General features: G+C 67.5%; 20 protein-coding genes and 1 riboswitch. Of the genes, 11 read left to right on the forward strand and 9 right to left on the reverse strand.

Annotation, left to right across the window (positions count from 1 at the left end; genetic code table 11):
* A partial coding sequence (locus tag ABW137_RS11545; RefSeq protein WP_526399960.1) for an FHA domain-containing protein occupies positions 1–323 on the reverse strand: 323 nt, incomplete at its 3' end.
* 312 nt (positions 324–635) lie between these two features.
* Here ABW137_RS11545 and ABW137_RS11550 point away from each other — a divergent pair.
* Positions 636–1,226 carry a hypothetical protein gene (locus ABW137_RS11550; protein WP_526399962.1) on the forward strand — a complete coding sequence of 197 codons (591 nt, stop codon included), beginning with the start codon at positions 636–638 and terminating at the stop codon, positions 1,224–1,226.
* Here the strand turns inward: ABW137_RS11550 and ABW137_RS11555 are convergent.
* Positions 1,223–2,422 (reverse strand): NADH:flavin oxidoreductase, encoded by a 1,200-nt coding sequence (locus ABW137_RS11555; RefSeq protein ID WP_526399964.1) that lies wholly within the window; start codon positions 2,420–2,422, stop codon positions 1,223–1,225. The genes ABW137_RS11550 and ABW137_RS11555 overlap by 4 nt on opposite strands.
* A 26-nt stretch (positions 2,423–2,448) precedes the next feature.
* Here ABW137_RS11555 and ABW137_RS11560 point away from each other — a divergent pair, with 26 nt between their 5' ends.
* The 4 genes from ABW137_RS11560 to ABW137_RS11575 all read left to right on the forward strand — a co-directional run bounded on the left by ABW137_RS11560 (position 2,449) and on the right by ABW137_RS11575 (position 5,856).
* Positions 2,449–3,303 carry a bifunctional methylenetetrahydrofolate dehydrogenase/methenyltetrahydrofolate cyclohydrolase gene (locus ABW137_RS11560; protein WP_526399966.1) on the forward strand — a complete coding sequence of 285 codons (855 nt, stop codon included), beginning with the start codon at positions 2,449–2,451 and terminating at the stop codon, positions 3,301–3,303.
* Positions 3,300–3,593, forward strand: coding sequence for a DUF3017 domain-containing protein (locus ABW137_RS11565; RefSeq protein ID WP_526399968.1), 294 nt, complete (start codon positions 3,300–3,302; stop codon positions 3,591–3,593). The genes ABW137_RS11560 and ABW137_RS11565 overlap by 4 nt, the downstream gene beginning before the upstream one ends.
* A gap of 63 nt (positions 3,594–3,656) precedes the next feature.
* The gene (locus ABW137_RS11570; protein WP_526399970.1) at positions 3,657–4,310 is read left to right on the forward strand and encodes a TetR/AcrR family transcriptional regulator; all 654 of its coding nucleotides are present in this window, start codon (positions 3,657–3,659) and stop codon (positions 4,308–4,310) included.
* Positions 4,303–5,856: an FAD-dependent oxidoreductase gene (locus ABW137_RS11575; protein WP_526399972.1), complete on the forward strand. Its 1,554-nt coding sequence runs from the start codon at positions 4,303–4,305 to the stop codon at positions 5,854–5,856. The genes ABW137_RS11570 and ABW137_RS11575 overlap by 8 nt, the downstream gene beginning before the upstream one ends.
* On the opposite strand, the gene ABW137_RS11580 is transcribed toward ABW137_RS11575, so the two are convergent.
* The 4 genes from ABW137_RS11580 to ABW137_RS11595 all read right to left on the reverse strand — a co-directional run bounded on the left by ABW137_RS11580 (position 5,825) and on the right by ABW137_RS11595 (position 9,703).
* Positions 5,825–6,562 carry a class I SAM-dependent methyltransferase gene (locus ABW137_RS11580; RefSeq protein ID WP_526399974.1) on the reverse strand — a complete coding sequence of 246 codons (738 nt, stop codon included), beginning with the start codon at positions 6,560–6,562 and terminating at the stop codon, positions 5,825–5,827. The two genes, ABW137_RS11575 and ABW137_RS11580, sit on opposite strands and share 32 nt — an antisense overlap.
* Positions 6,559–7,680, reverse strand: a complete 1,122-nt coding sequence (metX, locus tag ABW137_RS11585; RefSeq protein ID WP_526399992.1) for a homoserine O-acetyltransferase MetX — start codon at positions 7,678–7,680, stop codon at positions 6,559–6,561. The genes ABW137_RS11580 and metX overlap by 4 nt, the downstream gene beginning before the upstream one ends.
* 16 nt (positions 7,681–7,696) lie before the next feature.
* Positions 7,697–9,031 (reverse strand): bifunctional o-acetylhomoserine/o-acetylserine sulfhydrylase, encoded by a 1,335-nt coding sequence (locus ABW137_RS11590; RefSeq protein ID WP_526399976.1) that lies wholly within the window; start codon positions 9,029–9,031, stop codon positions 7,697–7,699.
* 135 nt (positions 9,032–9,166) lie between these two features.
* A riboswitch (SAM riboswitch) is annotated at positions 9,167–9,303 on the reverse strand.
* 115 nt (positions 9,304–9,418) lie between these two features.
* The gene (locus tag ABW137_RS11595) at positions 9,419–9,703 is read right to left on the reverse strand and encodes a nickel-binding protein (RefSeq protein ID WP_526399978.1); all 285 of its coding nucleotides are present in this window, start codon (positions 9,701–9,703) and stop codon (positions 9,419–9,421) included.
* 172 nt (positions 9,704–9,875) lie between these two features.
* Between ABW137_RS11595 and ABW137_RS11600 the strand changes: the two genes are divergently transcribed.
* Together ABW137_RS11600 and ABW137_RS11605 are read left to right on the forward strand one after the other, a co-directional pair.
* On the forward strand, positions 9,876–12,515 hold the full coding sequence (locus ABW137_RS11600; RefSeq protein WP_526399980.1) for an ATP-binding protein: 2,640 nt from the start codon (positions 9,876–9,878) through the stop codon (positions 12,513–12,515).
* 102 nt (positions 12,516–12,617) lie between these two features.
* Complete coding sequence (locus tag ABW137_RS11605; protein WP_526399982.1) at positions 12,618–14,867, forward strand: NADP-dependent isocitrate dehydrogenase; 2,250 nt, start codon at positions 12,618–12,620, stop codon at positions 14,865–14,867.
* Between the two features lie 35 nt (positions 14,868–14,902).
* Here the strand turns inward: ABW137_RS11605 and ephH are convergent, their stop codons facing one another.
* Complete coding sequence (ephH, locus tag ABW137_RS11610) at positions 14,903–15,745, reverse strand: epoxide hydrolase EphH (RefSeq protein ID WP_526399984.1); 843 nt, start codon at positions 15,743–15,745, stop codon at positions 14,903–14,905.
* 82 nt (positions 15,746–15,827) lie between these two features.
* On the opposite strand from ephH, the gene ABW137_RS11615 reads away from it, so the two are divergent.
* A complete protein-coding gene (locus ABW137_RS11615; protein ID WP_526399994.1) occupies positions 15,828–16,628 on the forward strand; it encodes an exodeoxyribonuclease III in 801 nt (266 codons plus the stop codon).
* Here ABW137_RS11615 and ABW137_RS11620 read toward each other — a convergent pair.
* The gene (locus ABW137_RS11620) at positions 16,598–17,236 is read right to left on the reverse strand and encodes a TIGR03086 family metal-binding protein (RefSeq protein WP_526399986.1); all 639 of its coding nucleotides are present in this window, start codon (positions 17,234–17,236) and stop codon (positions 16,598–16,600) included. The two genes, ABW137_RS11615 and ABW137_RS11620, sit on opposite strands and share 31 nt — an antisense overlap.
* Positions 17,237–17,323: 87 nt before the next feature.
* Between ABW137_RS11620 and ABW137_RS11625 the strand changes: the two genes are divergently transcribed.
* From ABW137_RS11625 to yhjD, 3 genes are read left to right on the forward strand one after another with little or no spacing between them, the layout of a single operon-like run.
* Entirely contained in the window at positions 17,324–17,716 is a 393-nt protein-coding gene (locus ABW137_RS11625) for a MarR family winged helix-turn-helix transcriptional regulator (protein WP_526399996.1), read from the forward strand.
* A 28-nt stretch (positions 17,717–17,744) separates the two neighbouring features.
* The gene (trpS, locus tag ABW137_RS11630) at positions 17,745–18,764 is read left to right on the forward strand and encodes a tryptophan--tRNA ligase (RefSeq protein ID WP_526399998.1); all 1,020 of its coding nucleotides are present in this window, start codon (positions 17,745–17,747) and stop codon (positions 18,762–18,764) included.
* 15 nt (positions 18,765–18,779) lie between these two features.
* Positions 18,780–19,820: an inner membrane protein YhjD gene (gene yhjD / locus ABW137_RS11635; RefSeq protein ID WP_526399988.1), complete on the forward strand. Its 1,041-nt coding sequence runs from the start codon at positions 18,780–18,782 to the stop codon at positions 19,818–19,820.
* Between the two features lie 4 nt (positions 19,821–19,824).
* Here the strand turns inward: yhjD and ABW137_RS11640 are convergent.
* The coding region (locus ABW137_RS11640; RefSeq protein WP_526399990.1) for an OPT family oligopeptide transporter at positions 19,825–20,560 on the reverse strand (736 nt) is incomplete at its 5' end.

Below are 20,560 nucleotides of genomic sequence, written 5' to 3' on the forward strand. Positions count from 1 at the left end.
CCCGCCGAGCCTTGGTGGCGGCCCACCTCGAACGTCAGGCGCGGTCCGTCTGGGTTACCGATGTTGATGCCGAGGCCGTCTGACACCTCGACCATCGGCACGCGGTGGCCATTGACGTACAGACCGTTGAGACTGCTGTTGTCGATCGCGATCCAGCGCCCCTGATCGAAGCGCAGAATCAGGTGCGCCCGCGAGATCAACGGGTGGGCGACGCGTACGTCGGCGCGAAGATCGCGGCCGACGACCACGTCGTTGCCCGGCGAGAAGGTGCGAGGAGACCCGTCGTACCTAACGGTCAGCGCGGGTGAGGCTGGTCGCGTCATCGGAGACGACTCTATCGGTATCGCCGCGGACTGTGGCGCCGGTCCAGGCGAGCCCCACCTCAGCCGGGCAAAGCCCCAGCGTGCCGCGTCGGTGATCGCGCAGGGGCCGCCGCAGCGCGGTTTGCCGTTCAGCGGAGCTGCGGACCATCCCGACGGGGCGCGCAGGTCTAGTGGGTGGCCGAGGATTTTGATCGCCCGACCGGCCGCCCGCTTCCCGCGTTCACCGTGTTCGGAGTGCAACGATGGGGCTGATGACGATGGGGCTAATGACAATGGAACGCACGAAGTTGACGCGGATGGGAGGCACGGGGCATGGGCTGGCATAGGGGAAGGCTCGGGGTGCCCGGGGTCCTCGGGGTCCTCGGGGTCCTCGGGGTCCTGGGGGTCGTGGTGTGTCTCGCAGTCCCCGTGAGCGTGCTTCCGATCGCCGCTGCCGAGCCCAGCGATCGCACCGACCAACGTGGCTTCATCGATTCGACGGCGCGGTGCGAAGCACCTGCGACGGCCGTGGCGTTCGGCCGGACCGCGAGCTCGCGAGTGGCGATTTGCACCGAGAGTTCCCAGTACCAGTACCGCGGAGTTCGGGTGCGCGACGGTGCGCGCCTCATCCTCGTCGCCGAACCGGCCAGTGGCGGGGGATACGTCGCCGAGAACGACGGGATCACGTACACCGTGACGTCGAGCGCGTTGACCATCAGCTCCGGCGGCACGGTGATCCGCGAGGAGCCGATGGTCGAATTCCACGGCCAGGCTTCGTCGTCCACCCCCACGACCTCTGGGGCCACTCCCACGACCTCTGGGGCCACCCCGACGACGTCGGCACCACCGACGCCCACCGCCACGACTCCCACGTCGACGACACCCCTTCCGCCGCCGTTGCCCGCCGAGGTGGGTGGCGGCTAGCCCGGCGAGCCCGTCACCACGCAGTGCGTCTGGCTGTAGATCGTGGCCATGCACTTGTTGCAGTGGGTGCACAGTGAACGCACCGCGTGCCCGGGGTCCTCGTCCCTGATGCGGTTGACCAGATCGGGTTCGGCGAGCACCGCGCGACCCATCGCCACGAAGTCGAATCCCTCGGCCATCGCCAGATCCATCGTCTCGCGATTGGTGATGCCGCCCAACAGGATCAGCGGCATGGAGAGCTCCGCGCGAAACTGCTTCGCCTGGTCCATCAGATAGGCCTCGCGGTAGGGGTACTCGCGGAGGAACTTCTTGCCGCTCATCCTGATGCCCCACCGCAGCGGCGGCTTGAAGGCGTTGGCGAACTCCTTGATGGGGGCGTCGCCGCGGAACAGGTATAGCGGGTTGAGCAGTGAGCTCCCCGCGGTCAGCTCGAGGGCGTCCAGTCCGCCGTCGTCCTCCAGCCACTTCGCGGTCTGGATGGATTCCTCGAGCGCGATGCCACCCCGCACGCCGTCGGACATGTTGAGCTTGGCGGTCACGGCGATGCGGTCGCCGACGGCCTCGCGGACGGCCCGGACCAGACCGCGGGCGACCTTGGCGCGATTGACCAGCGAGCCGCCGAACTCGTCGGTGCGACGGTTGATCAGCGGGCTGAGGAACGAACTGGCCAGATAGTTGTGGCCCAGATGGATCTCCACGGCGTCGAAGCCGGATTCGATGGCTAGCCGGGCGGCGTTGGCGTGGGCGGCGGTGATGTCGTCGATGTCGGCGCGGGTGGCCTTCTTGGCGAACCGCATCGACAGTGGGTTGAAGAAGCGCACCGGCGCGTATGCGGGGGCCTTGTTGGTCTTGGCATTGGCGACCGGACCTGCGTGCCCGATCTGGGCACTGATGGCGGCACCCTCGGCGTGGATTGCGTCGGTCAGCCGACGCAGCCCAGGCACCGCCTCGGGCCGCATCCACAGCTGCCAGCCGTCGGTGCGTCCGCCGGGGGTCACCGCGCAGTAGGCGACGGTCGTCATCCCGATGCCGCCGGCGGCGGGCAGGCGGTGATAGGTGATGAGGTCGTCGGTGACGAGGGCATCGGGGGTGGACGCCTCGAACGTCGCCGCCTTGATGATGCGGTTGCGCAACGTCACCGGACCGAGCTTGGCCTCGCCAAACACGTCGGTGAACACATTGGGCTGAGTGTTCATGGGGGTGAGCCTGACACAATGATCGCGTGGGAGCGATCACTCTGGACGGCAAGGCCACGCGCGACGAGATCTTCGTCGACCTCAAGAAGCGAGTGGAGGCATTGACCGCCGCCGGCCGCACGCCGGGGCTTGGCACGGTCCTGGTTGGCGACGATCCCGGATCGCAGGCCTACGTGCGGGGCAAGCATGCCGACTGCGCGAAGGTCGGCATCAACTCGATTCGGCGCGACCTGCCCGCCGACATCAGCCAGGCCGACCTCGACGCGACGATCGACGAGCTCAACGCCAACCCCGAGTGCACCGGCTACATCGTGCAGCTGCCGCTGCCCAGGCATCTCGACGAGAACGCGGCGCTGGAGCGCATCGACCCGGCCAAGGACGCCGACGGTCTGCATCCGATGAATCTCGGGCGCCTGGTATTGAACGAGGCGGCTCCGCTGCCGTGCACGCCGAGGGGGATCGTGCACCTGCTGCGCCGGTTCGAGGTACCGATCGCCGGGGCGCACGTCGTGGTGATCGGGCGGGGGGTCACGGTGGGGCGGCCGATGGGGCTGCTGCTGACGCGGCGATCGGAGAATGCCACGGTGACGTTGTGCCACACGGGAACTCGCGATCTACCCGCACTGACACGGCAGGCCGACATCGTCATCGCTGCCGTCGGCGTTGCGCACATGGTGACCCCGGAGATGGTGAAGCCGGGTGCCGCCGTCGTCGACGTGGGAGTCAGCCGCGACGCCGAGGGCAAGCTGGTGGGCGACGTGCACCCTGGCGTGTGGGACGTTGCCGGTCACGTGTCGCCGAACCCGGGTGGGGTCGGGCCCCTGACGAGAGCCTTCCTGCTTACCAACGTCGTCGAGCTCGACGAGGCGAAATTGCAGTGACACCAAGGGGATTCGTCCACAAGGTGTTCGCCGGGCAGTGGCCGATACTGACCGTTGGTCTATTCCTGGTCGCGGCGTTCGCCCTGGTGGTCGCGGGTTACTGGCGCCGCGGCGCGCTGGTGTTGGCGATCGGGGTCGGGGTGGCGGCGGCCATGCGCCTGACGCTGACCGAGGAACGTGCGGGACTGCTGGTGGTGCGCTCGCGGACCGTCGACTTCGCCACGACTGCCACGGTCAGCGCGGCCATGCTGTACATCGCGTGGACGATCGATCCGCTGGGCACCAGTTAGCGATCCAAAGTTGCCCACCAGGCAATTTTGCATGCCGTGCAAGTTTGGGCGTACGGTGGCGGCATGGCAGGACGGGAATCGCCGGGACTTCGCGAGCGCAAGAAAGCCGACACCCGTAGGGCGTTGAGCGACGCGGCCTTGGCGCTGGCGTTCGAGCGTGGTCTCGACGACGTGACACGGGAGGCGATCGCCAACCTGGCGGGGGTGTCGCTGCGCACCTTCAACAACTACTTCACCGGTAAGTACGAGGCGCTGGCCTACCGTCAGACCGAACGACTGCGCCGCAGCATCGCCGCCCTGCGCGAGCGTCCCGCCGACGAGCCGTTGTGGACCTCCATCACCGAGGCCGTGCTCGACCCGCTGGAGGCCGACTTCGGTGAGGCCGCCAGCGAAGAAGACCGCGCGCCGTCAAGAGCGGAACTGGTGGAGATCCGAAAGTTGTTGATGAGTGCCGACATCCGCAATGCCATGTCCCGAGACCTGTTCGACGAATGGGTTGAGGCGATTGCCGAACGCAGCGGCACGGATCCCACCCGCGACATGTATCCGCGACTGGTGACGGCCGTGTTGCGAGCCGTGGGAGATGCGGCGATGGACACCTACGCGGCGGCCGACCCACCGGTGGCCATCACCACTCTGTTGCGCGAGGGCATGGCGGCGGTGGCGGCCGGTCTGCCCGAACCACCGAAACGAACGAAGAGGAGCAATCGTGGCTGACGTCAGCGAAGCGACGGGGGAGGCCACCGTCGTCATCTCGGGAGCGGGCCCGAACGGACTGATGCTGGCATGCGAGCTCGCGCTCGCCGGCGTGCGGTCGATCGTGCTCGACAAGCAGCCGGGTCCCAGCGACGAACCAAAGGCCAACGGGCTTGTCGGACAGGTCATCCGCCAACTCGACATGCGGGGTCTCTATCACGCGTTCGGCGGGCCGGAGGGTCCGCCGCAGCCGGTGCACGAATGGCGGTTCTCCGCGCTGCCCGTCGACTTCCTCGGCGTCGAGGACAACCCCATGCATGCCCTGCTTCTGCAACAACCCCGCCTGGTGCGCCTGCTGGAGAAGCGCGCGCACGACCTGGGGGTCGACGTTCGGTGGGGTCACGAACTCGTCGGGCTCGTACCGTCACCGGGCGGCGTCACCGCCGAAGTGACCTCACCAGAGGGGGGTTACGACCTCGCCGCGACCTACCTCGTCGGCGCCGACGGTGGCCGCAGCCCGGTGCGGAAGGCCGTCGGCATCGAGTTTCCGGGATCCACGTCGGACACGGTGGCGCGCCTGGCACACGTTCGGCTGCCCGACGAGCTGCGCTCCGACGACGGCGGGTATTTGATTCCCGGCTTCGGTCGACTTCCCTTCGGGCACACCAGGCTCGCCGGCGGTGGTCTGGTCGCCGCGCAGTTCCAGCCCGACCGCCTCCTGCTCGGAACGATCGAGTTCGGGCGCACGCCCGGACTCGACGAGACGCCGATGACGCTCGCGGAGATGCGAGACAGCGCGCAGCGGGTGCTCGGGGTGGACCTGCCGATCGAGGCGCCGACCGGACCGGGGCCGCACGCGCTCCGTCGCATCGACGGACAAAACAGCAGGCAGGCGAGTACCTACCGCGAAGGCAACGTCCTTCTGCTCGGCGACGCCGCGCACGTGCACTCCGCGATGGGCGGGCCTGGTCTCAACCTCGGCCTGCAGGACGCGGTGAATCTCGGCTGGAAACTGGCCGCCCACGTCAACGGCTGGGCCCCCGACGATCTGCTGGACACCTACGACTCGGAGCGTCGTCCGGTGGGGGAGCGGGTGATGATGCAGTCGTTGTCGCAGACGGCACTGATGGCACCGGGACCTGAAGTCGACGCGCTACGAACACTTTTCGGCGAGTTGGTGACGTTGCCAGAGGTGCGTCGATACTTGGCCCAGCTGCTGGCCGGATCCGACGTCCGCTACGACGTCGGTGACGCGCATCCGCTGTCGGGACTGTTGTTCCCCGACCTCGCACTGCACGACGGACGCCGCCTCGCCGACCTGCTTCACGACGCGCGGCCGGTACTCGTCGATGCGTCCGGAGGCACGTTCGCTGCGGCGGCCGCGCAGTGGGCCGACCGCGTCGACCTGGTCACGGCGGGGGTGGCGGGCTCGCCGCTGGCAGGGTTGCTTCTGCGCCCGGACGGTTACGTGGCCTGGGCGGCCGATTCGGCACAGGCGCCAGGACTGGCTGCGGCGCTTGAGCGATGGTTCGGTGCTAGGCCAACGTGGCCCGGATGCCCACCGTGACGTAGGGCAGTGCCAGTCCACTGGCGTTGGCCAGCGCCGGATGCGTTGCCAGGAGTTGCCGCACCCGGTCCAGCGTCTTGGCGCGAACCGCCGTAGGTGAGGTGATGCAGTAGCTTCGCGACGCCACTAGGTCGATGAGTGCTTGCGGCGTAAGGTAACTCGTCCATTCGAACTGGCGGCGTTCCACGTCGGTGAACGGCGCTGGCAGCGTCACGTCGCGCCTGTTCTCCGGGTCGTCGTCGTGGCCGATGATGCGCCCGAGGTCCTTCACCCAGCCCAGCCGTTCGTCGCGCACGTTCCACACGAGGCCGATGCGACCGCCCGGCCGCAACACCCTCGCTATCTCGCGGACTGCCCGCTCGGGGTCGAACCAGTGCCAAGCCTGGGCCACCAGTACGGAGTCGACGCTGTCGTCGGGAAGCGGTATCTCCTCCGCGGTGCCCAGCAGCGCCGGAACGTCGGGCAACGAGCCCCTGAGCACTTCGAGCATCTCGGCGATGGGGTCGACGGCCGTGACCTGGAGTCCGCGCTCGACCAGGCGAACGGTCAACTTGCCGGTACCCGCGCCGAGGTCGAGGACGTCGCGCGCGCCGGAGGGCAGCAGCCAGTTGATCGCCTCCGGGGGGTAGGACGGCCGGCCCCGCTCGTAGGCGGCGGCCTCCTCGCCGAACGACAGGGATCGCTGCCGCGATTCTTCTACGCTCACTTGGACGCGAACTCCAGTGTCTGCCTGATCAATTCGTAGACTGCCTCGGTCTCGACGAGGAATCCGTCGTGACCGTACGCCGACTCGACGACGTTCAACCCGGTGCACGTCGGGAGGAGATCGGCCAACTGCTGCTGCAATCGCAACGGGTACAGCCGGTCAGAGGTGATACCGCCGACGATCACCGGTGCCGTGACCCTGCTCAGCGCCGCGGCCACACCCCCGCGGCCACGGCCGACGTCGTGACTGCTCAGCGCATCGGTCAACGCGACGTAGGTGCCCGCGTCGAACCGCCGGGCCAACTTGGCGCCCTGGTGTTCCAGGTAGCTCTGCACTGCGTAACGGCCACCGTTGATCGGATCCTCGTCGCCCTGAGCATCATTGGCAAACCGATCGTCCAACTCGGCCTCGCCGCGGTACGTCAGGTGCGCGAAGCGCCGCGCGATCTCGATGCCTGCATCCGGAGACCGTCCGCTCTCGTGATAGTCGCCGTTCTGCCAGTTCGGATCTGCCTTGATGGCCGACACCTGGGTGCTCTGCGTCCCGATCTGGTCGGCGGTGGCGCGCGCCCCCACGGCCAGAACCAGTGCGGCCCGGACGGTGTCGGGGTGGCCGACGATCCATTCCAGGGCGCGGGCTCCGCCCATCGAGCCACCGACGACCGCGGCGACCCGGGTGACGCCGAGCGCCGAGAGGGCGGCGAGATCCGCGTTCACCTGATCGCGCACGGTGATTGCCGGGAAGCGTGAGCCCCACGGCTTACCGTCCGGCGCAGGCGAACTGGGGCCCGTCGAGCCGCGGCAGCCGCCCAGCACATTGGTGGCGAGCGCGCACCAGCGGTCGGTGTCGATGGGTGCGCCGGATCCTGCGACACCGTCCCACCAGCCTGGCGTCGGGTGGTCTGGACCGGCGGGACCGGTGACGTGCGAATCGCCGGTCAGCGCGTGCAGGACGACAACGACGTTGTCGCGCTCCGGTGAGAGTTCACCCCAGCGCTGCACCGCGATGCGCACGTCGTCGAGCACCTCGCCCGATTCCAGCGTCAACGAGCCGATGTCGAGGATGCCGACCTCACCCTCGACGGGGAGGGTGGCAAGTGCGTCAGGTGCTTCGATGATCGTCACTCTTTTGCTTTCACACCGATGCCGCGGTCTGCGGCACTCCGGAGAACGCCTTGGCCGCGACGAAGCCCTGTTCGAGGTCGGCGAGGATGTCGTCGATCCCCTCGATGCCGACGGCGAGCCGCACCAGGCCGGGCGTCACACCGGTGGCGGCCTGCTCCTCCGGGGACAGCTGGGCGTGAGTCGTGGACGCCGGATGGATCACCAGCGATCGCACGTCGCCGATGTTCGCGACGTGGCTGTGCAACGTCAGCGCATTGACGAACGCCTTGCCCGCCTCGATGCCCCCCGCCAGCTCGAACGCAAGGACGGCGCCGGTTCCCTTGGGCGCCAGCTTCTTTCCGATCTCATACCACGGTGACGTGGGCAGGCCCGCGTAGTTGACCGACGTCACGCCGTCGTGGGCGCTGAGGAATTCGGCGACGCGCTGGGCGTTCGCGACGTGCCGCTCGAGGCGCAGGCTCAGCGTCTCCAGACCCTGCGCGACGAGGAAGGCGTTGAAGGGCGAGGCCGCCGAGCCGAGGTCGCGCAACAACTGCACTCGGGCCTTGAGCGCGAAGGCGGGCGGCCCGAGCTCGGCGAAGACGACGCCGTGGTAGCTCGGATCGGGGGTGGTGAATCCTGGGTGACGGCCCTGCGTCCAGTCGAAGTTGCCGCCGTCGACGATCACGCCTGCGATCGTCGTGCCGTGTCCGCCGAGGTACTTGGTGGCGGAGTGGACGACGATGTCGGCGCCGTGTGCGATCGGCTGGATGAGGTACGGCGTCGCGATGGTGTTGTCCACGATCAGCGGCACGCCGTTCTCGTGGGCCACCGAGGACACGCCGGGGATGTCGAGCACGTCGATCTGCGGATTGGAGATGGTCTCGGCGAAGAACGCCTTGGTGTTCGGCCGCACGGCCGCCCGCCAGGAGTTCAGGTCGTCGGGGTCGTCGACGAACGTGGTCTCGATGCCGAGCTTGGGCAGCGTGTAGTGGAAGAGGTTGTAGGTGCCGCCGTACAGCCGCGGGCTCGACACGATGTGGTCACCGGCGTTGGCCAGGTTGAGGATCGCGAACGTCTCGGCGGCCTGGCCCGAGGCCAGGAACAGCGCGGCGACGCCACCTTCGAGCGTCGCGATCCGCTGCTCGACCACGTCCTGGGTGGGGTTCATGATGCGGGTGTAGATGTTGCCGGGCTCGGCGAGACCGAAGAGGGCGGCGGCGTGCTCGGTGTTGTTGAACGTGTACGACGTGGTCTGGTAGATCGGCAGTGCGCGCGCGTTGGTGGCGATGTCGGGGGTCTGGCCGGCGTGCACCTGCTTGGTCTCGAACGCCCACGTGGCGGTCGGATCGATCTCTTCGGTCATGGCGGATGTCTCCTGGAAATGGGATGGGGGTGCCCTGAAGGGCACGGGTCAAGAACGTGGATGGTTCAGCTGCAACTGCACAACGTGGGCCTCCGCATCAGGTTTCCCTGTCTACTCTGGGGGCCCGCCATTGCGGACCCGCGCTTGCCGTGTGGCCAACTGTCATGCAAGAAACCAGTTGGCTACTCAACCTGGTCATCACCCAGGGCACCCCACCGCGGTTGGAGGGTTGCCGGCCAGCAAGCCGGGGCTTAGCGCTGGCACTCATGACCGAGGCGAAGCGTATCTCATTCCTGGGGGTGGGAGTGAAGCGACCCGGGAGATATTTCGCGAAGGTGTGGGTGCCAGTGGGTGGGCGATGCCCCGGCCTGCGGGCGGCCGGCACGGTCAGCGACCGGCCAACTCGGCGGTGTGAGAGCCGAACTCGTTGGCGATGACGGACACCGTGTTCGCGGGAAAGCCGCCGCGGCGGGCGTGCTCCCGGATCGCCCCCTCGTCCTCGGCCTCGTGGACGCAATAGATCTTGTCTCCGGCCACGTAGCTGGTAATCCATCGGTAGGGCACCCCCAGCGAGGCGGCCACGGCGTTGGACTTCTTCGAGATCTCCGCCAATTGCGCCTCGGTGAGCTCACTCGCGCCGGGGATCTCGCGTTCGATCATGAATCGCTTCATCGCTGATTCTCCTGTCTCGTAGGTGCCCGACCGCTCTCCGGTGGGCACTTCGAGACTCGCCGCTCGCCGGCCCGCCCACATCGGGAGATCTTCCCCATGTTCACCGCCCGCACCTCCCAATCTGCCCCGTTATATCGGCGTCGGCGCAGGTTGATCGCGGTAAAGTCGGAGCGTGTTGCTCACCGGGCGCGAGCACGAACACGACGAATTCGCCCTCAGGATGCAGGAGGCGCGGGCCGGACGAGGCGGCCTGGTGGTGGTCAGTGGCGAGTCCGGCGCAGGCAAGACGTCGTTCGTCGAAATGTTCGTCGAGATGGGCGTCGAAATGGGCGTCGAAATGGGCGTGGAACGCTCACCGGAGGCACCGCGCGTTCTCTGGGGTGCCTGCGATCCGTTGTCGACGCCGCGGCCGTTGGGTCCGCTTCACGACTTGATCGGGCAGTGGCAGCCGCACACGGCCAGGCTGCTTCGCGAGGGTGATCAACCGCACGAGATCTTCGCCGCGGTCTTCGACGAACTGGAGGCGACCCCGTCGGTGCTGGTGATCGACGACCTGCACTGGGCCGATCAGGCGACGGTAGATCTGCTCCGCTTCGTCCTGCGCAGGATTCGGCGGACGAGCTCATTGGTGGTTGGCATCGTTCGCGACGACGAGATCGGTACCCGACATCCGATGCGTTCGTTGTTGGGCGACGTGGCCCGCTCGGCGCACGCGTCCTCGCTCTCGCTGCGACCCCTGGGTCTTGACGCGATCGCCGATCTGATCGGTGATCGGCCCGTTGATCCCGACCGCCTCCGACGAATCACGGGCGGCAATGCCTTCTTCGTCGTCGAGATGCTCGACCATCCCGGCGACGAACTTCCGACGAGCGTTCGGGACGCGATCTTGGCCAGGACGGTGGGCCTCGGTACCGCGGAATGGGACCTCCTGCATCTGCTGGTGTGCGCCCCCGAGGCCATTCCGGATCACCTGCTGACCCACCTCGGGGTCACGCTGCCTGCGCTACGGGCCCTTGACGAGGGCAAGTTGATCAGCCGCGGATCACGCGGTGTCGCGTTCCGGCACGACTTGTGCAGGCTCGCGCTCGCCAGCGTCATTCCGCCGGGTGCGGAGGCGGCGCTGCACAGCCGGATGATCGACGCGCTCGAAGCCGCCGCGCCAGCCGATCCGGCCGTGCTCACCCACCACGCACTCGGCGCAGGGGATCGCGACCGGATCCGGCGCGCGGCGACCGGTGCGGGCCGGGCCGCGGTGCGCGCAGGCGCCCATACCCAAGCGACCCAGTTCTTCGAGACCGCATTGGCACGTGGCGGCCCGTATGCGGCGGTGGACGAGGCGCAGCTGCTCGAAATGCTCGCCCAGGAGTACTACCTCACCGATCGGCTGGACGATGCGATCGCGGCCTGCCGGCGTGCGCTGCACCTGCACGAACAGGCCGGGCTGACTGCCGCGGTCAGCGCCAATCACCACGCGCTGTCGGTGTACGAGTGGTACAACGCCAACCGTCCGACGGCCGAGCACCACGTCGCGCAGGCCATCGCCGCGCTCGACGGCCACCTCGCCTCCAGGAGTCCCTCCGACCTGGCTGTGCTGGGTCACGCGTACGCGATGCAGGCCTTCCTCGCGGTCCAGGCCACCGATGTCGGGCGGGCCTCGGCGCTGGTGGCGCGGGCCTGCGAGATCGCCGACCTGGCAGACGATCCGACGTTGGTGGTGCGGGTCGGGCTCATCGAGGGCTACTGCGCCGTGCTGGCAGGCGACGGCGTGGGCCGCGACGCCATCCTGTCGATCATCGAGGCGGCGCCCGAACACTTCGACGAGATTTACTCGAGCGGATACAGCAACCTCACGTACCTGGACGTCGAGCAGCGGCGGCTCGGTCCGGCCGCCGATCTTCTCGACGTCAGCCTTTCGCTCACCATCGAGCGGGACCTGCCGATCTGTCACGCCTGGCAGCTGGGCTCGCGCGGCCGCCTTGAGCTGCTCACCGGCGACTGGGACCGTGCCGTCGTCGACGCCGACGCGGTGCTGCGCAGTCCGAGCGCCCCGCTGGCGCGGACCTGGCCGCTTCTGGTTCGTGCCCTTGTCTCGCTACGCCGCGACGGCAGTGGTGGGGAAGACATCGACGCGGCCTGGCGGCTCGCGGGCCGATTCGGGGAGCCGCTCCGGCTGCTGCCCGCCGCCGCGGCGCTCACCGAACGGGCCTGGCTGTCCGGTGACGGCGATGAGCGAATTGGGGAGTGCTGGCAACTCCTCGAACACGCCCCGATCGACGGGCTGGAATGGGCTCGCGGCGAGCTCGCGATGTGGTTGGCCCGCCTCGATCCCGGCGCCGAGTGCGCGGGCCTGCGCGGTGTGGCCGCGCCCTACCGGCTACTGCTGGACGGCAGATGTGTGGAGGCGGCAGCCGAGTTCGACCGTCTTGCAACCCCTTACGAGGCGGCAATGGCGCTCGTCGACTCGGGTGACGGCGATTGCATCCGGCGTGCTGTCGACTGCCTTGACCGTTTGGGCGCCTGCGCCGTCGCGGCCAAGGTGCGCCGTGACCTGCGATCGAGCGGAGCCGTGCGGGTGCCCGCCCGGCGGCGTGGTAGCACTCTGGCAAACCCGGCCGGATTGACGGCGCGCCAAGTCGAGGTGCTGCGGCTAATGGACGGCGGCCTGACCAACGCCGAACTCGCTACGCGGCTCTACCTGTCCGCCAAGACGGTGGACCATCACGTCTCGGCGATTCTGGCCAAGCTGCAGGTCGGTAACCGGCGCGACGCGGTGCGACGGGCTCGCGAGTTCGGGATCGTCGACGGGGCCTGACCGAACCCAAGCCACCTCGGGAACACCCGCTACGCGTAGGTTCGTATTCGACGCGATAATTGCCACTGAACTCTGAAGACCGTGACGCCGGGAGATTGATAAGTGACCGAACAGCCGACCATCATCTACACGCTGACCGACGAGGCCCCGCTGCTTGCGACCTACGCCTTTCTACCGGTGGTCAGCGCCTTCGCCGGCGCTGCCGGCATCGACGTCAAGACCAGCGACATCTCCGTGGCGGCGCGCATCCTCGCCGAGTTCTCCGATTACCTGACCGAAGAGCAGCGCGTGCCTGACAACCTGGCCGCACTCGGTGAGCTCACCCAATTGCCGGACACCAACATCATCAAGCTGCCGAACATCAGCGCCTCGGTGCCCCAGCTGCTGGCCGCCATCAAGGAGCTCAAGGCCAAGGGCTACGACCTTCCGGACTACCCCGGTGACGCGAAGACCGACGAAGAGAAGCAGATCAAGGAACGGTACGGAAAGTGCCTGGGCAGCGCGGTCAACCCCGTTCTGCGCGAAGGCAATTCGGATCGACGGGCGCCCAAGGCGGTCAAGGAGTACGCCCGCAAGCACCCCCACAGCATGGGCAAGTGGAGCCAGGCGTCGCGCACCCACGTGGCGACGATGAGGCACGGCGACTTCTACCACGGTGAGAAGTCGCTGACGCTGGACAAGGCGCGCACGGTCAAGATGGTCCTGGAGACCACCCCACGATCAGGGGAAGCCGGCAAGACCATCGTCCTCAAGCCCGAGGTCAAGCTCGACGACGGCGACGTCATCGACAGCATGTTCATGAGCAAGAAGGCGCTCTGCGACTTCTTCGAGGCAGAGATGCAGGACGCGTATGAGACCGGCGTCATGTTCTCGCTGCACGTCAAGGCGACGATGATGAAGGTCAGCCACCCGATCGTCTTCGGCCACGCGGTCAAGGTCTTCTACAAGGACGCGTTCGCCAAGCATCAGGCGCTGTTCGACGAACTCGGCGTCAACGTCAACAACGGCCTGTCCGATCTGTACGCCAAGATCGAGACCCTTTCCGCCACGCAGCACGAAGAGATCATTCGCGACCTGCACGCCTGCCATGAGCATCGGCCCGAGCTGGCCATGGTGGACTCGGCCAAGGGCATCTCGAACTTCCATTCCCCCAGCGACGTGATCGTGGACGCCTCCATGCCCGCGATGATCCGCCTCGGCGGCAAGATGTACGGCGCCGACGGACGTACCAAGGACACCAAAGCGGTCAACCCGGAGTCCACGTTCTCCCGGATCTACCAGGAAATCGTGAACTTCTGCAAGACCCACGGGCAGTTCGATCCCACGACCATGGGCACCGTCCCCAACGTCGGCCTGATGGCGCAGAAGGCCGAGGAGTACGGCAGCCACGACAAGACCTTCGAGATTCCCGAGGACGGTGTCGCCAACATCGTCGACGTCGACTCCGGCGAGGTGCTCCTGACTCAGAACGTCGAAGAGGGCGACATCTGGCGCATGCCGGTCGTCAAGGACGCTCCGATTCGGGACTGGGTCAAGCTCGCCGTCACCCGAACGCGGGAGTCCGGCATGCCGGTGGTGTTTTGGTTGGACCAGGAGCGCCCGCACGAGAACGAACTGCGCACGAAGGTGAACACCTACCTCAAGGATCACGACACCGAGGGCCTCGACATCTCGATCATGAGCCAGGAACGGGCCATGCGGCACACGATCGAGCGCGCGATGCGCGGGCAGGACACGATCGCCGCGACCGGCAACATCCTGCGCGACTACCTGACCGACCTCTTCCCGATCCTCGAGCTGGGCACCAGTGCGAAGATGCTGTCCATCGTGCCGCTGATGGCTGGCGGCGGCCTGTACGAGACGGGTGCGGGCGGCTCGGCCCCCAAGCACGTCAGCCAGTTGGTCGAGGAGAACCATCTGCGGTGGGATTCGCTTGGCGAATTCCTGGCCCTGGCGGTCAGCTTCGAGGACTTGGGCACCAAGGAGAAGAACGAGCGGGCCAAGATCCTGGCCAAGACGCTGGATGCGGCGACAGGAAAGTTGTTGGAGAACAACAAGAATCCGTCGCGCAAGACCGGAGAGCTCGACAATCGTGGCAGCCAGTTCTACCTCGCCATGTACTGGGCGTTGGAGCTCGCCGCGCAGACCGAGGACGAGGGGCTTGCCGAGCACTTCGCGCCGCTGGCCAAGAACCTCGCCGAGAACGAGGACGCCATCGTGGCCGAACTCAACGAGGTGCAGGGCGACTCCGTCGACATCGGCGGCTATTACTACCCGGATCCGGAGAAGATCACGACCGTGATGCGGCCGAGCAAGACGTTCAACACCGCGCTGGAGGGCATCAAGGGCTGACGCCGTCTCGGGGCCCGACGCGGCCCATCGCTTGCTCAGCCCGCGGGCGGGGCCTGCCGTTGCGGCTCGGTGTGCGCGTCGATGAAGTCGGCGATCAGTTCGGTAACCCGGCCGGGCGCCTCGAGCATGGGGATGTGGCCGAGGCCTTCGAGGCGAATCACCTCCGTGTTCGGGGGCAGGTGGTCGAGGAAGTACTTGTTGCCCCGCGGGGTCGGGAAGACCCTGTCCTTCTCGCACAGCACCAACTGCGTGGGGGTGGCGACGTCGGCGAGCTCCAGCAGGCCGGGCAGGCGCAGTGTCTTCACCAGTAGCTGAACGTAGGCCGTGCAGTGCGTGGCGTCGTCGACCAGCGCGACGAGGTCGGGGTGGCTCGGCCCGTCGGCGGGGCCGCTGACGGGCAACGTCGCCACCCGTCGCACGAAGGGCAGGTCGACGATCCGTGGGCCGAGCAGCCGCGCGGCCAACAGCGCCGGGCCGCCAAGCAGGAACTTGAGCACCGTCTCGTACTTCGTCACCGAGTGCTGCGACCAGCCACCCGCGGGAGCGATCGCGGTGAGCGTGCGGGCACGCCCGCGACGCTCCAACTCGAAGGCCACCCACCCGCCGAGCGAGTTGCCGACGACGTGGGCGGTCTCCCATCCGAGCGCGTCCATTCGCCGTTCGACGTCGTCGACGAGTGCCGTGGTGTCCATGAACCACGACGTCGCGCGGGGGCCGCCGTGATGGCCGATCATCGTCGGCGCGAACACCTCGAAGCGTTCGGTCTCGGCGAGTTGGTCTGCGACGGTGCGCCACACGTTCTGCGAGCACAGGAAGGGGTGCAGCATGACGATCGGTTCACCGCTGGACCCGACGTGGATGGGCGCGCGTTCTGGCATGCCGCGACCCTAAGGTGATACCGGCGGTACCGCAAGAATGGGGAAGTTCGCCGCTGTACTAGGGTCTGGCGCTGTGTCTTCTCTGACGGTCAGCACCATCAACGTCAACGGCATCCGCGCAGCGGTCAAGGAGCGATCGCCGGAGAACCTCGGCATGCTGCCGTGGCTCAAGCTGACCCGCGCCGACGTCATCTGTCTTCAGGAGACCCGCGCGGACGACGATCAGTTGGCTGAGGCATTGGCGCCCGCCATGGCCGACGGTTGGCATCTCGCGTCAGCCGATCCACATCTCAAGGGCCGCAACGGTGTTGCTGTGCTCAGCCGCTACCCGATCACCCGCGCCCTGGTGGGTCCAGAGGCCGACGAGTTCGCGGCCCACGGCCGCTATCTGGAGGTCGACACGGCAGACGCGACCGTCGCCAGCGTGTACTTTCCGACCGGCGAGGCCGATACCGAGCGGCAGCGGGAGAAGGAGCGGTTCATGGTGGCCGTCGCCGCGCGCATGGAAGTCCTGCGTAGCACGCGCCGCGAGGCGGTGGTGTGCGGTGACTGGAACATCGGCCACACGACGTCGGACATCAAGGCGTGGAAGGCAAACCAGAAGAAGGCGGGTTTCCTACCCGCCGAGCGGCAGTGGCTGACGGACCTGCTGGCCTCCGGGTGGGTGGACGTGGTCAGGGTGATGCATCCCGACGTCGCGGGCCCGTACAGCTGGTGGTCGTGGCGCGGCAAGGCCTTCGACAACGACGCAGGGTGGCGGATCGACTACCAGCTGGCGACGCGTGACCTGGCCGAGCGCGTCGTCTCGGCCCGGGTGGAGCGGGCCGACGCCTACGCGTTGCGGTGGTCGGATCACGCCCCGGTCACCGTCGAGTACGCCTGATTCCACGCCGGTCTCCTGCCGAGGTGCCGCAGGAGGCGGTCGAAGTCGTCCGCGTTGCCACCTTCGATGGCCCTGGCGAACGGTGCTCCGTCGGCTTCCCGAAAGTCGCCGTCCGGCACGGCCAGCGCCAGGGGGAGGACGGCGGCAACGACCTCGGCGGGTAGCTCGAAGGGCACACCGAGTGCGGCGGCGACGTCCCAGCCGTGGACGGCGTAGTCGACGAAGTGGAATCCCATCGCCATCTCGCCCGGCACGGTGACGTCGGGTCCGAAGTCCGGGAGTGCGAACGCGACACCGGACGTGCCGTCCGTCGCGAACGCGGCGAGTACGTCGTGGGCGGCGGCGGCATAGGCCGCGCCAGGGTCGGCGGTGACGACGTCGACGACGGTCTCGGCGCGCCAGATGGCCGGATCGGCTCCGGAACCCCTTGCGGCCGCGGCGAATCCGCGATGCTGAACCGTCATGTGGGCCAGCAGGTCGACGAGTCTCCACCCGGCGCAGGGCGTCGGCCGGTTCAGGTCGCCGGGTTGGACGGCGTCGACCACGTCGATCGAGGCGAGCACGGCGAGGCGATGAAGGGGGAGGAAGTCGGGTGAATTAGTATGCATTCGCCTACGATAAGCATTAGCATACGATATGGCAACACCTACCATGGGCCGGTGCCGAAGACTCCTCGTCGCCCCGACCTCGCCGCGATGATCGCCCCGCTGCTGCGCGACATGATCGCTGCCGAGCAGCCGGTCCTCGACGCCCACGGCCTCACGATGTGGGGCTACGTCGTGCTCTCGGCCCTGGACCGGTCATCCATGCGCACCCAGGCCGCGTTGGCCGACGCGATCGGCGCCGACAAGACCCGCATCATCCGCACCCTCGACGACCTCCAGGCCGACGGCCACATCGAGCGTCGACCCGATCCGGACGACCGTCGAGTGCGCTTGTTGGCGATCACGGCATCCGGTCGCGCCGTCAAAGCCGCCGCGCAGGCCGACATCCAGGCGGGCGAGGAGCGCTGGCTCGGTGAGCTGGCGGTCGACGAGCGGCGGGTCTTCCTCGACGTGCTGCAGAGACTGACCCGTGGAGGGGGCTGAGGACGGCAGTGGAAAGATCGACGTCATCATGAGCTCCGAGAACAGTCAGCGCGTCGTCTTCTCCGGCGTCCAACCCACGTCCGATTCCCTCCACCTCGGCAACGCCCTTGGTGCGGTGAGTCAGTGGATCGGGCTGCAGGACGCCTTCGACGCGTACTTCTGCGTCGTCGATCTGCATGCGATCACCCTTCCGCAGGATCCGGCACTGCTGCGCAAGCGCACGCTGGTCACCGCCGCGCAGTACCTCGCACTGGGCATCGATCCGGCGCGCGCCACGGTGTTCGTCCAGAGCCACGTCCCGGCTCATGCCGAATTGGCTTGGGTGTTGGGTTGTTTCACTGGTTACGGGCAGGCGTCGCGGATGACGCAGTTCAAGGACAAATCTTCCAAACAGGGCAGCGATTCCACCACCGTGGGCCTGTTCACCTATCCGGTACTGCAGGCCGCGGACGTGTTGCTCTATGACACGCACCTGGTGCCGGTCGGTGAGGATCAGCGTCAGCACCTCGAATTGGCCCGCGACGTCGCACAGCGGTTCAACGCACGTTTCCCGGACACCTTCGTCGTTCCGGAGGTGATGATTCCCAAGGCGACCGCCAAGATCTACGACCTGCAGGATCCGACCGCGAAGATGAGCAAATCCGCGGCCACCGACACCGGCCTGATCAGCCTGCTCGACGATCCGGCCAAGACCGCCAAGAAGATCCGCTCGGCCGTCACCGACAGCGACCGGGAGATCCGGTTCGACACCGAAGCCAAGCCGGGGGTGTCGAACCTGCTGACCATCCAGTCCGCCGTCACCGGCACCGCCCTCGACGCGCTCGTCGAGGGATACGCCGGTCGTGGGTACGGCGACCTGAAAAAGGACACCGCGGACGCTGTCGTCGAGTTCGTCACGCCCATCAAGACGCGGGTCGACGAGTTCCTGGCCGATCCGGCTGAACTGGAAGCGGTGCTGGCCGCAGGGGCGCGCCGGGCCAGAGATGCGTCTGCAAAAACGATGAAGCGGGTATATGACCGGTTAGGGTTTCTTCCGCAACTGCTGTGAGCGCCGGGAGGCAGCATGACCGAACCGGCCGAGCCCGGCGACAAGCCAGGTGTGCTGGACCGGTTTCGGGCGAAGATGCCGTGGTTCGACCATGTGATGCGTGCCCAGGAGCAGTACACCGCGAGCAAAGGCGATTTCTACGCCGCCGGGGTCACCTACTTCACCATCTTCGCGCTGTTCCCCCTGCTGATGGTCGGCTTCGCCGCCGGCGGTTTCGTGCTGGCCAGCAGGCCGGACTTGCTGAACCAGGTCGAAGCGCGGATCAGGGAATCGATCAGCGGTGATCTGGGCACCCAGCTGATCCAGCTGATGGACTCGGCCATCGACTCCCGCACTTCGGTCGGCATCATCGGTCTGGCGACGGCCGCCTGGGCCGGGTTGGGCTGGATGGCCAATCTCCGCGAGGCGCTCAGCCAGATGTGGGGCGATTTCCGCGGCAAGCCGCCTGGTTTCGTCAAGACCAAGCTGTCGGATCTGCTGGCGTTGCTCTCCGCTTTCGTGGCGATCGCGTTGACTGTCGCGCTCTCCGCGCTGGGCAATACCTCGGTGATGCAGAACGTGCTGCACTGGTTCGGCATCGGGGAGTCGCCGGTGCTCAGCGTCGTTCTCGGGGTGGCGTCTCGGGTGATGGGGCTGGTGGTGTCCTGGTTGCTGTTCACCTGGATGATCGCCCGGCTGCCCCGCGAATCGGTCAGCTTCCGCAGCAGCCTGCGGGCCGGGCTGATCGCCGCCATCGGGTTCGAGGTCTTCAAGCTGGTGGCCTCGGTCTACCTGCAGTCGGTGGTCACCGGTCCGGCCGGCGCCACCTTTGGTCCGGTGCTGGGCCTGATGGTGTTTGCCTACATCACCGCGCGGCTGGTGCTGTTCGCCACCGCGTGGGCGGCGACGGCCAAGGACAACGTGCGTGAGAACACCGTCTCGCCGCCCGCACCCGCGGTGATCAACACCCGGGTGCTGACCCGCCCCGGCCTGGGCGTTCCGCAGGCCCTCGCCGCTGCTGCCGCGGGAGCCGTTGGCGCGCTTGGTCTTTCGCGGCTACGCAAGCGGGATCGCTGATCACCTAGTCGGTGGTCGCCGTGCGCCTTGTCCACTTGTACAGCCCGGCGATCACCGCCACGAACAGCACGACGCCGAGGATCTCAGCCCAGCTCGCAAAGCTCTCGCCCACCACCGCGAGCGGGCTGTCGCTGCCGGAGGCCGCCACGATGCCTGCGAACACCACCCCGAACAGGCTCTCGCCGACGATCAGGCCGGTCGCCATCAGGACGCCGAGGCGCTTCTTCTGCTCGACCTCCAGCACCTGATCGCCGCCGGTGCGGTCGGCCCACTTGTCATACGACCGGCCCAGTAGCGCGCCGATGGGAATGACGAGCGTCAGCGACATCGGCAGATACATGCCCATGCCGACCGCCAGCGGTGGCAGGGCGAACTTCGTGGTGCGCCGCAGCGACTCGTCGATCAGGATGACCACCGCGCCGATGGCGACACCGAGACCAAGCAGTTTCCAATTCAGGTCGCCGCCGAAGACGCCTTTGGCCAGCGATGAGATCAGCGCTGCCTGCGGTGCCGCCAGCGCGTTCGGGCCGGCACCGGGTGCGCCCGCGAAGCCGAAGGCCTTGTTCAGCAGGTCGAGCACCGGGGCGATCACCAGCCCGCCGAAGATGACACCGATGACCAGCGCGACCTGCTGTTTCCACGGCGTGGCACCGACCAGCTGGCCGGTCTTGAGGTCTTGCAGGTTGTCATTGGAGATGGTGGCGATGCCGAATACCACCGCCGTGGCGAACAGCGCATAG

Origin of the sequence: Mycobacterium sp. (assembly GCF_040509115.1) — a bacterium.
In the GTDB taxonomy this organism is placed as follows: domain Bacteria; phylum Actinomycetota; class Actinomycetes; order Mycobacteriales; family Mycobacteriaceae; genus Mycobacterium.

What these genes read in the sequence shown, in the direction of transcription:
- ABW137_RS11570 (WP_526399970.1), top strand. Translation starts at nt 3,657, where the DNA reads ATGGCAGGACGGGAATCGCCGGGACTTCGCGAGCGCAAGAAAGCCGAC.
- ABW137_RS11625 (WP_526399996.1), top strand. Translation starts at nt 17,324, where the DNA reads ATGATCGCCCCGCTGCTGCGCGACATGATCGCTGCCGAGCAGCCGGTC.
- ABW137_RS11620 (WP_526399986.1), bottom strand. Translation starts at nt 17,236, where the DNA reads ATGCATACTAATTCACCCGACTTCCTCCCCCTTCATCGCCTCGCCGTG.
- yhjD (WP_526399988.1), top strand. Translation starts at nt 18,780, where the DNA reads ATGACCGAACCGGCCGAGCCCGGCGACAAGCCAGGTGTGCTGGACCGG.
- ephH (WP_526399984.1), bottom strand. Translation starts at nt 15,745, where the DNA reads ATGCCAGAACGCGCGCCCATCCACGTCGGGTCCAGCGGTGAACCGATC.
- trpS (WP_526399998.1), top strand. Translation starts at nt 17,745, where the DNA reads ATGAGCTCCGAGAACAGTCAGCGCGTCGTCTTCTCCGGCGTCCAACCC.
- ABW137_RS11595 (WP_526399978.1), bottom strand. Translation starts at nt 9,703, where the DNA reads ATGAAGCGATTCATGATCGAACGCGAGATCCCCGGCGCGAGTGAGCTC.
- ABW137_RS11550 (WP_526399962.1), top strand. Translation starts at nt 636, where the DNA reads ATGGGCTGGCATAGGGGAAGGCTCGGGGTGCCCGGGGTCCTCGGGGTC.
- ABW137_RS11590 (WP_526399976.1), bottom strand. Translation starts at nt 9,031, where the DNA reads ATGACCGAAGAGATCGATCCGACCGCCACGTGGGCGTTCGAGACCAAG.
- ABW137_RS11555 (WP_526399964.1), bottom strand. Translation starts at nt 2,422, where the DNA reads ATGAACACTCAGCCCAATGTGTTCACCGACGTGTTTGGCGAGGCCAAG.